General features: G+C 67.6%; 14 protein-coding genes. 6 read left to right on the top strand and 8 right to left on the bottom strand.

Annotated features, from left to right (window positions below):
* Positions 1 to 17: 17 nt before the first annotated feature.
* Complete coding sequence (locus ACIP5Y_RS45500; RefSeq protein WP_400360016.1) at positions 18 to 1319, top strand: hypothetical protein; 1302 nt, start codon at positions 18 to 20, stop codon at positions 1317 to 1319.
* 40 nt (positions 1320 to 1359) lie between these two features.
* The gene (locus ACIP5Y_RS45495) at positions 1360 to 2490 is read left to right on the top strand and encodes a serine hydrolase (RefSeq protein ID WP_400360014.1); all 1131 of its coding nucleotides are present in this window, start codon (positions 1360 to 1362) and stop codon (positions 2488 to 2490) included.
* On the opposite strand, the gene ACIP5Y_RS45490 is transcribed toward ACIP5Y_RS45495, so the two are convergent.
* The 6 genes from ACIP5Y_RS45490 to ACIP5Y_RS45465 all read right to left on the bottom strand — a co-directional run bounded on the left by ACIP5Y_RS45490 (position 2467) and on the right by ACIP5Y_RS45465 (position 8245).
* Entirely contained in the window at positions 2467 to 3564 is a 1098-nt protein-coding gene (locus ACIP5Y_RS45490; RefSeq protein WP_400360013.1) for a phosphotransferase enzyme family protein, read from the bottom strand. The two genes, ACIP5Y_RS45495 and ACIP5Y_RS45490, sit on opposite strands and share 24 nt — an antisense overlap.
* Before the next feature lie 4 nt (positions 3565 to 3568).
* The gene (locus ACIP5Y_RS45485) at positions 3569 to 4933 is read right to left on the bottom strand and encodes a purine-cytosine permease family protein (protein WP_400360011.1); all 1365 of its coding nucleotides are present in this window, start codon (positions 4931 to 4933) and stop codon (positions 3569 to 3571) included.
* Between the two features lie 87 nt (positions 4934 to 5020).
* Positions 5021 to 5467 carry a hypothetical protein gene (locus ACIP5Y_RS45480; RefSeq protein WP_400360009.1) on the bottom strand — a complete coding sequence of 149 codons (447 nt, stop codon included), beginning with the start codon at positions 5465 to 5467 and terminating at the stop codon, positions 5021 to 5023.
* Positions 5468 to 5542: 75 nt separating this feature from the next.
* Positions 5543 to 6085, bottom strand: coding sequence for a Uma2 family endonuclease (locus ACIP5Y_RS45475; RefSeq protein ID WP_400360007.1), 543 nt, complete (start codon positions 6083 to 6085; stop codon positions 5543 to 5545).
* Positions 6086 to 6185: 100 nt separating this feature from the next.
* A complete protein-coding gene (locus tag ACIP5Y_RS45470; protein ID WP_400360005.1) occupies positions 6186 to 6848 on the bottom strand; it encodes a LuxR C-terminal-related transcriptional regulator in 663 nt (220 codons plus the stop codon).
* Positions 6849 to 6856: 8 nt separating this feature from the next.
* Positions 6857 to 8245 (bottom strand): sensor histidine kinase, encoded by a 1389-nt coding sequence (locus tag ACIP5Y_RS45465; protein ID WP_400360003.1) that lies wholly within the window; start codon positions 8243 to 8245, stop codon positions 6857 to 6859.
* 93 nt (positions 8246 to 8338) lie between these two features.
* Between ACIP5Y_RS45465 and ACIP5Y_RS45460 the strand changes: the two genes are divergently transcribed.
* Genes ACIP5Y_RS45460 through ACIP5Y_RS45445 form a run of 4 tightly spaced genes read left to right on the top strand, consistent with a single transcriptional unit; the run spans position 8339 to position 11343 of the window.
* Entirely contained in the window at positions 8339 to 9046 is a 708-nt protein-coding gene (locus ACIP5Y_RS45460; protein ID WP_400360002.1) for a hypothetical protein, read from the top strand.
* A gap of 58 nt (positions 9047 to 9104) precedes the next feature.
* Positions 9105 to 9440 (top strand): DUF4190 domain-containing protein, encoded by a 336-nt coding sequence (locus ACIP5Y_RS45455; protein WP_400360000.1) that lies wholly within the window; start codon positions 9105 to 9107, stop codon positions 9438 to 9440.
* Between the two features lie 23 nt (positions 9441 to 9463).
* Positions 9464 to 10147, top strand: a complete 684-nt coding sequence (locus tag ACIP5Y_RS45450; protein WP_400359998.1) for a TrmH family RNA methyltransferase — start codon at positions 9464 to 9466, stop codon at positions 10145 to 10147.
* A gap of 50 nt (positions 10148 to 10197) precedes the next feature.
* Positions 10198 to 11343, top strand: coding sequence for a glycoside hydrolase family 76 protein (locus ACIP5Y_RS45445; RefSeq protein WP_400359996.1), 1146 nt, complete (start codon positions 10198 to 10200; stop codon positions 11341 to 11343).
* A 31-nt stretch (positions 11344 to 11374) separates the two neighbouring features.
* Here the strand turns inward: ACIP5Y_RS45445 and ACIP5Y_RS45440 are convergent, their stop codons facing one another.
* Both ACIP5Y_RS45440 and ACIP5Y_RS45435 read right to left on the bottom strand, forming a co-directional pair.
* Entirely contained in the window at positions 11375 to 12055 is a 681-nt protein-coding gene (locus ACIP5Y_RS45440) for a DedA family protein (protein ID WP_400360284.1), read from the bottom strand.
* A 34-nt stretch (positions 12056 to 12089) separates the two neighbouring features.
* A complete protein-coding gene (locus tag ACIP5Y_RS45435) occupies positions 12090 to 12791 on the bottom strand; it encodes a VTT domain-containing protein (protein ID WP_400360283.1) in 702 nt (233 codons plus the stop codon).
* Positions 12792 to 12935 lie beyond the last annotated feature (144 nt).

Genomic DNA, 12935 nt, shown 5'->3' with positions numbered 1-12935 from the left:
GAGAAAGGTTGGAACCGATGATGACATCGACCACCGATCCGGCAACCGTGGGGGCCACCGTGGCCGCCCTCTGCCGCGACGAACTATTCGACGACCTGGAAGAACTCTTCGCCCCGAACCTCCGGGCCGCGGTGAGCGCCGAAACCGTCCGGGTGGCCTGGAGCAGTGAAATCGCCACAATCGGCGCAGTACGAGAACTGGGCGAACCGCGTACCGAGGCGATCGCGGGCGGCCTGATCCGCGTGAGCATCCCGGTCCGCTGCGAGCACGGTGGCATGACCCTCGTCGTCGCGGTCGACGACACCGGAGCGCTGCAGGGCTTCCGCCTCGCACCCCCGGCCGACGCGTGGACACCCCCGCCCTACGCGAGCGAACGCAAGCTGACCGAACACGAAATCACCCTCGGCCCAGCCGAATCCGAGGTCCCCGCCATCCTCACCCTGCCCCGCGGGCGCGGGCCCTGCCCGGCCGTCGTGCTCGTCTCCTCGGGCCCGGTCGACCGCGATCTGACCGTCGGCCCGAACAAGCCGTTCAAGGACCTGGCCTGGGGCCTGGCCACCCGCGGCGTCGCGGTCCTGCGCTACGACAAATCGACCCGCGTGCACCCCGAATCGGTGACCCGGCCCGGTTTCACCATGGTCGACGAGTATCTGCCGAATGCCGTTGCCGCGGTGCGCTTCCTGCGGCAGCACGAGCGGGTCGACGCCGCGCGGGTCTTCCTCGCCGGCCACAGTGGCGGCGGGAAGGCCGTACCGCGGGTGGCGGCAGCCGAGCCGGCCGTGGCCGGCCTGGTGATCATGGCGGGCGACACGGTGTCCATGCCCTACTCGGCCATCCGCACCGCCCGGTACCTGGCCGGCCCGGACCCGGATCCCGTGACCCGCGCCGCCGCGGACGCGTTCATCCGCCAGGCCGAGGCAACCGACAGTCCCGGCCTGACGGCCGACACGCCGGCCTCCGAACTGCTCTTCGGCTGGCCCGCCTCCTACTGGCTGGACCTGCGCGCCTACGACCAGGTGAAAACCACTGTGTCCCTGAACAAACCGATCCTCGTCCTCCAGGGTGCCCGCGACTATCAGGTGACGCTCGCCGAAGACCTGCCGGGCTGGCAGACCGCACTGGCCGATCACCCGAAGGCCGCCTTCCGTACCTACGCCGCCGATGACCACATGTTCTTCCCCGGCACGGGACCGTCCGCGCCGGCGCAGTACGAAGAGCCCAACCACGTCGACCCGGCCGTCATCACCGATATCGCCGACTGGGTAGGAGCGGATCGCCGCGGTCCACTCGCCGCCCTGCGAAAAGTCTTCGGCCGCTGACCATCTCCCTGTCGAATACAGAAACCTGAAAGGCGAACCCATGATCGACGATCAACTGGACTGGCTGCTCCGAGCCTCGGAGCGAACCACGCTCCCGGACAGCGAGATTCGGGAACATCTGAGCCCCGAGCTGCTGGAAGCCACCGGTGGCCCCGGGGGTTTCCGCGCCCGGCTCGCCGCTGTCGGCGCACTGACGCTCCGGGAAGTCGGCACGGCGCGGGACGATACCGTCGTCCGGGCGCTCGTCCGGGGCGGCGGCAGCGACTTCCGGTTGACGATGGGCATCGACGAGTCGGGCCGGATTCGGGAAACCGGGCTGGCGGCCGCGCTCGCACCGCCCGCGTCCTGGGCGGAACTCGATGAGCGCGTGCGCGCGCTGGGCATCCGGATCGGGCTCGCCGCCGCGGAGATCGATCAGACCGGTCACTGCCGGCTCGTGCACGGCATCGACGCCGACACGGCCCGGCCCATCGGATCGAACTTCAAGCTGTATGTCCTCGGCGCAATCGGCCGCGCCGTCGCGGCGGGCACGGCCGCCTGGAATGAGCTGCTGCCCATCCGCGACGAGCTCAAGCGCCCGCCCTCCGGCAGCATGCAGAATCTCGCGGCCGGAACGGAACTCCCGCTCACCGACTACGCCGACAAGATGATCGGTATCAGCGACAACACCGCCACCGATCATCTGATGGACCGGGTCGGCCGGGACGCGGTCGAGCGGGAGCTGACGCTGCTGGGCCATTCGAATCCCGGGTCGAACATCCCGTTCATGACCACCGGGGAGTTCTTCGCGGTGAAGCAGGACGGGCCCGGCGGGTGGACCGAACCACGGCGTATCGACGAGGTCGAATGGTTCGCCACGCCGATGGATCTCTGCCGCGCCCATGCGGGGCTCGGGCAGCTCGGACAGCCGGAGATCGAGCACGCGCTGACGCGAACAGATGGCGGTCTGGATCTGGATTCCGCTGTCTTCCCGGTGGTTCGGTACAAGGCCGGTAGCGAGCCCGGCGTGTGCGCGTTCACCTATTCGGCGCGGACGGTCGACGGTCGTGAGTTCGCCGTGGTCCTGCTCATGTCCGATCCGGAGTCGGCGCTGGACATGATGGCCGTCACCCTCGACGGCCAGGCCGCCGTTCGCGGTGCTTTCGGGCTACTCGCCGCCGGCCAGCCGTAGCAGCGGGCGCGCTTCGGGGGAGCTCCTCCACCAATCGGTGTGGCCGAGAAAGTATTCGGTGTAGGCGATTTCGGCGTTCTTCTCATTGCCGCCGGGGATCACCGAGAGGAAGTAGTCGATCTCGGAGAGCTCGTATTCGGCGTGCACGAGGGGGAGGAGTTCGGGGAGGGCGCGGCGCTCGGCGGGCGTGAGCGGGCGTAGTGATTCGTACGCGGCGAGTAGTGTGCGCACCTGCTCCAGCTGTACCCGCGCCGGGCCGCCGTCGCGCAGCGAAATCCAGTCCACGGCACAGCGTTCGATCGCCGTCGCCACATCGTGGATGGCGGTGGTGCGGTCGCAGAGGCCGAAGTCGATGACGGAGGAGACGCCGTCGCCGTGCCACAGCAGGTTGGTGCCGTGCCAATCATTGTGTGTCCACAGCGGTTCCAGGTCGGGGAGCAGCGGATACAGGCGTTCGTGGACGGGGAGCTGTGCCCGCTCGAGGTCGGAACGCCAATCGCGTCGCGCCAGGAACTCGCCCAGGGCCGGACGTTCGACCGCCCGTTGCGCCACGGCGGCAAGGGGATTCGCGGAGGAGAAGATGGTGAAGCTCGCCAGCAGCGGATGCGGGTCGCGGCGGGGCGCGGCGTAGCCCGCCGCGGCCAGGTGCAGCCTGGCCAGCAGGCGCCCGGCGGCCGCGGCGTCCTCGCGGGTGAGGTACGGGGACCAGGAGAAGACGCCCTCGTACCGGTCGGCGCCGACGCCGAATTCCTGCACCTCGTAGGTGAATTCGCCGCCGTCGACGGTGCGGACCACACGGGGAATCGGAATGCCGCCCGCGCGCAGGTGATCCATGAAGCGGTGTTCCTCACCGAGCGCGGCGGTATCGCGCAGGGTGTGCGGCAGCCGCTTCACGATGACCGGTTGTCCGCCCGGCAGCATGACGCGGGCCGTGGCGGACAGTGGGCGCGGGCTGCGCCATTCGATGACCGCGTCCGCGCCTGCGACCGCCGCGATCTCGGCGGAAGTCAGTGCCGGCCAGTCGGGTTCGACCAGCGGGTCGTGACCCATTCCGTAGACGCGGCCATCGGTCATGCGGTCAGGCCTTTGTGAGGTCGACCGGTCGGGAGGCGTCGGCCGGGCGCCGGTCGAGCAGGATCAGCAGCCAGGTGACCAAGGCCGCGATCAGGAAGGCGAAGAGTGACGCCGAGGACCACCAGCCCGGGTGGATGTGCACGGTGTCCTGCACCTTGCTCCAGAAGTTCGCCCACCAGCTGATGGAACCGGGGTTGAACAGCTGGTAGGTCACGAATCCGGCCGCCCAGGGCAGCAGCATGATCAGCCGGGTGGGCGCGGTTTCGGTGAGGTCCCAGCCGCGGCGGCCGCGCCCGAAGTAGTAGTCGACGATCAGTACCGCGCAGAGCGGCACGAAGACCGAGCCGATCAGGACCAGGAAGTTGGCGTAACTGGAGAAGTCGCGCACCGGCAGCGCCAGCAGCGTGACCGCCAGCCCGACCAGGCCCGCGAGCAGCCGGCGGTCCACGCGCGGCAGCAGGTTCTGGATGGACATGGCGGTCGAGTAGATATTGGCGAAGGACTGATCGGCTTCACGCAGCACCAGGACCGCGAAGAACAGCCAGCCCGCGGCCACGCCGAGGAAGGTGTCGAAGATCTTGGTACTGTCGCCGCCGGCCTGCAGGATGGCGATGATGCCGAGCAGGTAGCACCAGATCTGCGCGACCGAGTAGCCGAGTACGGTGGCGCCGGCCGCGGTGCGCGGCGAACGCGAGTGCCGGGTGTAGTCGGCGGCCAGCGGCACGAACGAGATGGAGACGGCGAGGGTGCTGTCGACGGCGGGCCAGAATTGGCTCCAGCTGGTGTCCGTCGGCGCCGGAACCGGTTGCCGCAGTAGCTGAACCGTGAAGTAGATCATGGCGATGGCGACCGCCACCGACACGTATTTACGCAGGGCGCGAACGGAATTCAGCGGCCAGATGGACATGGCGGTGGAGAGCGCGCCGGCGGCGATGATGACGATCCAGTGCGGCACATGATCGTGGGTGAGGGCGGAGACGCCGAGCGCGATGACGGTCAGCTCGTACACGCCCCAGCCGATGCACTGCACCATATTGGCGACGGTCGGCAGGTAGGAGAGTTTCGTACCGAACAGTCCGCGCAGTACCGCCATGGCGGGCGCGCCGGTGCGGGCGCCGATGGCGCCGGGTCCGGCGACCATGGCCGCACCGATCACCGTGCCCAGCACGGTCGCGAGAATGGCGCCCGCGATCGGCAGATGCGATTTCCCGTCGGGGGAGAGGACGACGGCGGCACCGCTGAAGCCGATGAGGCTGATGCCGATGTTCAGCCAGAATGCGCCCTGGTCGACGAAGCCCAGGGTGCGTGGTGGCTCGGTGTCGAGCACCAGCGGCGCTTCCCGGCGATCTTCTGAAGCAGCGGTGGTCATGACCAGTGATGCTACGGCCAGAATCGGGCGTATCGGTCGGCCAGCCGAGTTGCTATGTCATATATTTCAGCCGGTGAGCGCCTATTTTCACAGGCAGAGCATGATGCGGTCGCGATTGTGCGGGTCCACTCGGATCGAGATGGTTTCGCCGACAATGATTCTCGGCCGCACCACCGGTTCCATATCGAAGACGATGCTGCCGCGGTAGGACTCCGACCCGGGCACCACCAGTTCGAGGTCCAGTTCGGTGATCTCGGTGCAGTGGTCGGTGCGGGTGAGCGGGTGCACGGCCTCGATATTGGCCCAGCCCTCCAGCCCGTGCCGGAGCAGCCGGCGGTCGGAGCGGGTGGGGCGCTGCGCGAACAGCATGCCGATGCCGAGGAAGGTGCCGAACAGGCCGACCAGCGTGATCACTTGGATGGGCACGGTTCCCGGCGGGGTGAGGGGCATGATCCAGCCCAGCCACACGCCGAGGGCTATGACGTAGACGACGGTCACGCCGAGCACGGTACGAAATATGCGCGCGTGGTCCATGACGTCCTCCAACCACGGCTTCCTGGAATTCCAGGATAGTCCCGATCTTCGTACCGGGTGGGGAATCGGTCGAGGTCAGACGGTTGTGCGCAGCACCGTGAGCGCGTCGAGATCGAGGGGGAGGGTGATGCCCTCGAGTTCCATCTCCGGCGTCCCGGAATACTCACCGGTCGGTATATAGCTGTCCCCGGCCAACTCGTACGCCAGCAGCCGCACCGCATCCTCCGGCTCCAGCAGCCAGTAATTCCGGATACCCGCCGCCGCGTACTCCCAGAGCTTCGTGACACGATCCGTCCGCCGCGAGCCGGGCGCCACGATCTCGATCGCGGCCAGCACATCCCCCGGCCACACCCGCGTCACATGCGAGGCGCCCGCAGCCCCGCCCACCACCAGCACATCCGGCACCCGCACCGTGGCGGGATGCTCCTCGTCGATCACCAATTCGATCCGCGCCAGCGCCGCGATCCCGCGCGGCAGCGCCCGCTCCAACTGCGCCGCCAGCCGCCACACCGCCAGCTGATGACGCGGCGGCTGCGGCGCCACCACCAGCACGCCGTCCACCAGTTCCCGGCAATGCCGGTTGTTCTCCGGCAGCGCCGACCACTCGGACAGCGTCACTAGGTGATCAGGCCAGGACGCAAACGTTTGCAGCGCTTCCGCGGAACTCGACCGACGCATGCGCCCAGTCTTCCACGCCCCGCAACCACACAGCGATGTTTCAACCCTTCAACCGCAGAACCGCCAATACTCGGCGATGGTGCATATCCGAGGGCGGCAGTTCGAGTTTGGTGAAGATGTTGCCGATGTGCTTTTCGACGGCGCGCTCGGTCACCGTCAGGGCCTTGGCGATGGCCGCGTTGGACAGGCCCTGGGCCATGGATTCGAGAACTTCGCGTTCGCGCGGAGTGAGGCGGGCGAGTGAATTCTGCTGGCGGGCAGCGCCCATGAGCTGGCTGACCACTTCCGGATCGAGGGCGGTACCGCCGGTGGCCACGCGCCGGAGGGCGTCCACGAAATCGCTGACATCGGCCACCCGATCCTTGAGCAGGTAGCCGACACCGCCGGCGCCGGCGGCGAGAAGTTCGGTGGCGTAGCGGGTCTCGATCCATTGCGAGAAAACGAGAACACCCACGCCCGGATGGCTGCGGCGCAGGGCCAGGGCGGCCAGCAGGCCCTCGTCGGTGAAGCTCGGGGGCATGCGGACATCGATCACGGCGACGTCCGGCAGATGTTCGGCAACCATTTCGGACAGACCGGTCGCTTCGCCCACGGTGGCCACCACCTCGTGACCCCGCTCCACCAGCAGCGAGGTGAGGCCGTCGCGCAGAATCGCATTGTCCTCGGCGATGATCACCCGTAGTCGCTTCTCCTCGGTACGCATGCCGTCGATCATTGCGGGCCCGCGATCGGCAGGTACATGGTGACCACCGTCGGGCCGCCCACCGGACTGTCCACCACCAGCGTGCCGTCCACCGCCCGGGCCCGCGCGGCCAGGCCCGAAAGACCGCCTGCCACCACCGCTTCACCCCGGACCTCGGCCGGTTGCAGGGCGCCACCCTGACCGTTGTCCCGCACGCTCACCGCGAGCGCGGCATTGCCGGTCGGCAGCACCGCCACCCAGATATGCGTCGCCGCAGCATGTTTCACCACATTGGTGAGCAGTTCGGCGACCGAGAAGTAGGCGATCGTCTCGATGGCGGGTGTGGGGCGGACGGGGAGCAGGACCCGCAACTCCACGGGGACGGCGCAGCGCGCGGCCAGTGTCTCCAGCGCCGGGCCCAGGCCCAGTTCCAGTGCGGGCGGATGGATGCCGCGCACCAGTTCGCGCAGTTCGGTCAGTGCTTCCTTGGTGCCGGAGCGGGCCTGGGCGATGAGCTCGCCCGCCTCACCACCGGCCGCGGTCCGTTCCTCGGCGCGGCCCAGCATCATGGCGATGCTCACCAGCCGCGCCTGGGTGCCGTCGTGCAGATCGCGTTCCAGGCGGCGCAGGGTCGCGGTGGCATCGTTCACCGCGGCCCTGCGGCTCTCCTGCAGTTCCACCAGTTGCTGATCGCGGACGGTCGGGGTGAGCAGCCAGTACGCCGTCAGCCGATGTACCTGGCAGACACCGCGTATCAGCCACGGCAGCACGAAACACCCGAGCAGCCCGAACAATCCGACAACCAGCACCCGCGGCCAGGTCTCCACGTAATAGTCGCCGAACTGGAGGAACGAATGATGCGGCACCCCCTGCGTATCGATATTCGTCGGACGGAGGTAGAACCACAGCAGCGGCGACAGCGCGAATATCCCGACCAGGGTGATCACCAGCAGCACGCCACCGCCGACCGCGACGCCGAGCACCGTCTGGATCATCAGGAATGCCACCGCCCGCCACGCGGTGCGATCGGTGAACGCCGCCCGCAACCAGCCCCAGGGACTGCGCTGGAACGTGAACGGCGGCGGATCCGGCAGCTCGGCGTCCAGCAGGATGATCCCCAGTACGCGATAGATCTTCCCCCACACCCGCGCGCCCAGAATCACGCAGGCCAGCAGCGGAATTCCGACCACGAACAGCGAAAGGTACAGCGTCCCACCGAACCCCAGCAGCCCGTACATCGCGGCCAGGAACCCGAGCCCACCCGCCATGATCAGGTAGATGAACTCCTTCCAGGTCCGTGCCTGGAAGGGGGCCACGAGGAGTGTCAGCAGCGCCGCTCGCGCGTCCGGCGCGGCCGCACCCGACGGCTGCGGAGATCGGTCGGTCGTGCGGGTGAACTGCTCCGCCGGATCGGTCATACCTCACATACTGGCCGGAATGTGGGGGACGAAGCGATCGAGCAGACCCGCAAATGCGGGGTGTGGCAGGCACTACCACCTAGCATCTGGGGCATGACCGATGACGCGTCGAACGTCTCGAAGCCGGGTTCCACACCAGGGGACGCCGATCCGGGACCGGTCGATTTCGCCAAGCCCGCGGAATCCTCTTCCAAGCCCGCGGAATCCACCGAGGCTCCCACGGACGCGCCACCCATGGAGTACGGCCAATGGTCGGCGGGCGCCACGCCCCCGCCGTCCGATGCCGCGCCGCAAACTGCGCAGCCTTACGGCCAGCAGCCCTATGGGCAGCCGCCTTACGGTCAGGCGCCACAGCAGTACGGTCAGGCTGCGCAGCAGCACGGTCAGGCGGGACAGCAATACGGTCAGCCTTATGGCACGCCATCGGGATACGGGCAGCCGTACGCCGGTTCGCAGGGCTACAACCAGCCGCCCGGCTATCCGCCCGCGGGCGGATACGGCCGGCCGGGCTATCCGCCGGCCGGGTATTTCGGTGCGCCGCCGCCGGATCACCCGCAGGCCACGACCATCCTCATCGTCGGCATTCTGAGCGTGGTGCTGTGCCAGATCCTGGGCCCGGTGGCCTGGGTCATGGGCCGGCGGGCGCGCGACGAGATCGATGCGTCGAACGGCGGGATCGGCGGGCGCACCCTGGTGACGGTCGGCTATGTGTGCGGCATTGTCGCCACCTGCTTGCTGCTGCTCTACGTCACCATCTTCGTGATCGCGATCCTGGCAGCCGCGTTCAGCGGTTCCTCGTAGCGTCCGAGGGGTTTCGGGTAGCCGGGCGCGCGGCGGTGCGGCCGAATACTATGCAGCCGTGAGTTATCCGCCTTACGACTATCCGCCCGGTGGCTATCCCGGCTTTCCGCAGTACGGGCGGCCGCCGGACCATCCGCAGACCACCACCATCATGGTGCTCGGCATCCTGAGTCTGGTGTGCTGCCAGTTGCTGGGGCCGATCGCGTGGTTCATGGGGCACAAGGCGCGCCGGGAGATCGATCATTCGGGCGGCATGCTGGGTGGTCGCGGCAATGTGACGGTCGGTTATGTGTGCGGCATAGTAGCCACCTGCTTACTAATTGCTGGCGTGTTGTTTTACGGCGCGGCGATCCTCTTCGCGGTGCTCGACAGCAAGCACACGAATTCCTACTGATACCCGGTCACTACGATGAGCGGGTGAATTCCGCCCCGGCCTCCGACGATCCGCTCGCCCCCGGTCCCACCGAATGGGGCGAGCATCCGCACGGTGTCGGGCCGTGGCGCGACGAGTTCGGCACCGAACCGCCCGACGATCCGCGCCTGGACCCGGAACTGCTCGAGCACGGTGACCGCCGCAATGTGGTGGATCCGTACCGCTATTGGACGCGGGCCGCGATCGTCGCCGATATCGATCGGCGCCGGCATCCGTTCCATGTGGCCATAGAAAACTTCGGGCACGACGCGAATATCGGCACCGTGGTGCGCACGGCGAATGCCTTCGCGGCGGCGGCCGTGCACATTGTCGGACGTAAGCGCTGGAATCGGCGCGGAGCCATGGTGACCGACCGGTATCAGCACATCGTCCACCACTCCGATACCGCCGAGCTATTGCGTTTCGCGGCCGAACAGGGGCTGACGGTGGTGGCCGTGGACAATGTTCCCGGCTCGGTTCCGCTGGAATCCGCTCGGCTGCCGCGCGATTGCCTGTTGCTGTTCGGGCAGGAGGGTCCCGGGGTCACCGCGGCCGCGAGAGATGGTGCGCTGCTGACCGTCTCGATCGCGCAATTCGGGTCGACCCGGAGCATCAATGCGGGCGTGGCGGCCGGGATCGCCATGCACGCCTGGATTCGGCAACACGCCGATCCTGCGACAGCCTGGTGACATAACAAATCAGCCACGAACTGCCCCGTCCGACTGGCACGATATGTCCTATGACTTCGCGGACCGGGCGCAATATCGAGCCGACCGCTGCGCTCTGGGCGGAGCGTGCCGATCTGGCCGAGTCAGCGATCGTGACCAGGCATCTGCGGCTGTTGTGGGGGATCCCGCGCACCCAGCTCGGGGTGGTGGGCTGGCCGCCGACCAAACGGGATCGGGCGTTCGCGTCCTGGCATTACTGGTGGCAGGCGCATCTCGTCGACTGTTGTGTGGACGCGGCCAATCGCGCGCCGACACCGGTGCGCCGGCGGCGGATCGCGGCGATCGCCCGCACCATGCGAATTCGCAATCTCAGCGGCTGGACCAATCAGTACTACGACGATATGGCGTGGCTGGCAATCGCTTTGGAGCGGGCCGAGCGCACGCAGGGGATCGCCGAGGTGCGGGGCGGGCTGCTCGCGCTGGACAAGGATCTGTGCGCCGGTTTCGAGCCGGAGTTCGGTGCGGTGCCGTGGCGTAAGGGTTCGGATTTCTTCAATGCCCCAGCAAACGGTCCGGTCGGTATTGCAATGGCCCGGCTCGGCCGTTATCCCCGCGCCGTGGAAATCGCCGACTGGCTCGACAACACGCTGCGCGACAAGGAAACCGGACTCATCTTCGACGGCATCCACCTACCCTCGGGCGAAGTCGAACGCCCCACCTACAGCTACTGCCAGGGCGTCGTCCTCGGCCTGGAAACCGAACTCGCCGTGCACACCGGCGAACCCCGGCACGCCGAACGCGCGGCCCGGCTGGTGTTCGCGGTCGAAGAGCATATGACCGAAGGCGGCATCGTCAGCGGTGGCGGCGGCGGGGACGGCGGCCTGTTCAACGGCATCCTCGTCCGCTACCTGGCCCTGCTGGCCGTCATGCTGCCCGGCGATGACGGCGACTTCGCCGCCGCGCGCCGCACCGCGGCCGGTATCGTCCACCGCTCCGCGAACGCCGCCTGGGAGAACCGCCTCGAAGTCGAGGGCGACCCGCTCTTCGGACCGGACTGGCGCAAACCCGCGCGACTACCCGGGATCGCCGGGGCCGGCCGCGCCACCGGCAGCGGTTCGGTGCGAGCCTCCCGCAGCCCCGAACGCGATCTGTCCGTTCAGCTTTCGGGCTGGAAACTCATGGAAGCCGCGCACACGGTCACGGCAGCCGGACTCTGAGGTCCCGGGCACGCCTCCGCGGTAAACCGGTTCAGCGCTGCACGTGCGGAATCGGCTGGGTCTCCGCGTCCATGTCCACCAGGTCGAAATCCTCGGTGGGCCGCCGCATTTCCACCCGGTACTGGCGAATACCGATGACAGTGCCCACGATCAGGCCCACCACCAGCGTGCCGATCACCACGGGCATGAGCCAGGAAATGTCCTCCAGGAAACTGCCCGCGTAGTAGCTGGTCAGCAGAATCACCGGCGCCCAGATGACCGCGCCGATGGTCGACGCGATGGTGTACCGGCGATGATCCATCTCCGCCGCACCCGCCACAAGCGGGCACAGCGTGCGCACCCACGGAATCCAGCGGGCCACCAGTACGGCCAGGAAACCGTGCCGGTGCAGCAGTTCCGCCACGCGAGCCAGATTCCGCGTGTTGATGTATTTACCGTTCTTGCGCGCCACCAGGTGATGCCCGGTGCGCTGCCCGACGACATAGCCGACCTGATTGCCGGCGATGGCCGCGATCATGGTCGCGATCGACAGCGCCCACACCTGCCCCTGCCCGCCGGCCTGCGAGGCCAGCACCACACCGGCGGTGATGAGCATGGAGTCACCCGGCAGGAACAGCCCGATGATGAACGCGCACTCCAGGAACACGAATGTCAGAACGATGGCCCAGACGAGCAGTGGCCCGGCCGTCTCGAGCGGTCCGAAACCGCTCATCGAAAGGTTCAGCGGGGTGGTCGACACCGACGGCTCAGCGGGTCGGCTCGTTCGTCGTGGTGGCCAGCTCCGGGCTCTCGGCCGGGCGGGTACCGCGGTGCAGCAGATTCTTGGCGACGCTGATGATGCCCGGCAGGATCGAGACCACCACGATGAGCAGGAAGATGGCTTCCACGTTCTTGCGGATGAATTCGATATTGCCGAGGAAGTAGCCGAGCACGGTCACACCGCCACCCCAGGCGACCGCGCCGATAATGTCGACCAGCGCGAACTTCCGGTAATCCATCTTCGATACGCCCGCCAGCACCGGCATGAACGTGCGCACGATGGGCACGAAGCGGGCCAGGATGATGGTCTTCGGACCGTGCTTCTCGAAGAAGGCGTGGGTTTCGGTGATGTAGTGCTGTTTGAAGAAGCGCGTGTCTTCCTTCTTGAACAGCGCCGGGCCTATGGCTCGCCCGATCCAATAACCGGATTGATCACCCAGCCAGGCCACGAACGCCACCGACGGCAGCAGCACCCAGAGCGAAACCGGGTGGCTCGGATGGGCCGCCAGCAGACCGCCGGTGAACAACAGCGAGTCGCCCGGCAGGATCGGGAACAGCAGACCGGTCTCGATGAAGACGATCACCAAGATCGCCGGGAGCACCGCATCCTTCATCCAGGTATCCGTCAGCAGGTGCATCGGGTCCAGGATCGCGGGCAAAGCAGCGTTGGTCGTCACGGCATCTGACACGGCCAGCAAGGTCACGGCCACCACACTACCGGCAGTACGGACATCACACCGAACCTCGAAGCAACCTCACAAAGTTGTCGGGTGTGCGAGGCCGTCAAGTGCGGAAAATACGATTCGCCTATCGTGTGGCCTGACAGAATTTGT

Origin of the sequence: Nocardia sp. NPDC088792 (assembly GCF_044750615.1) — a bacterium.
In the GTDB taxonomy this organism is placed as follows: domain Bacteria; phylum Actinomycetota; class Actinomycetes; order Mycobacteriales; family Mycobacteriaceae; genus Nocardia.
This window is presented reverse-complemented; position numbering and strand designations above follow the sequence as displayed.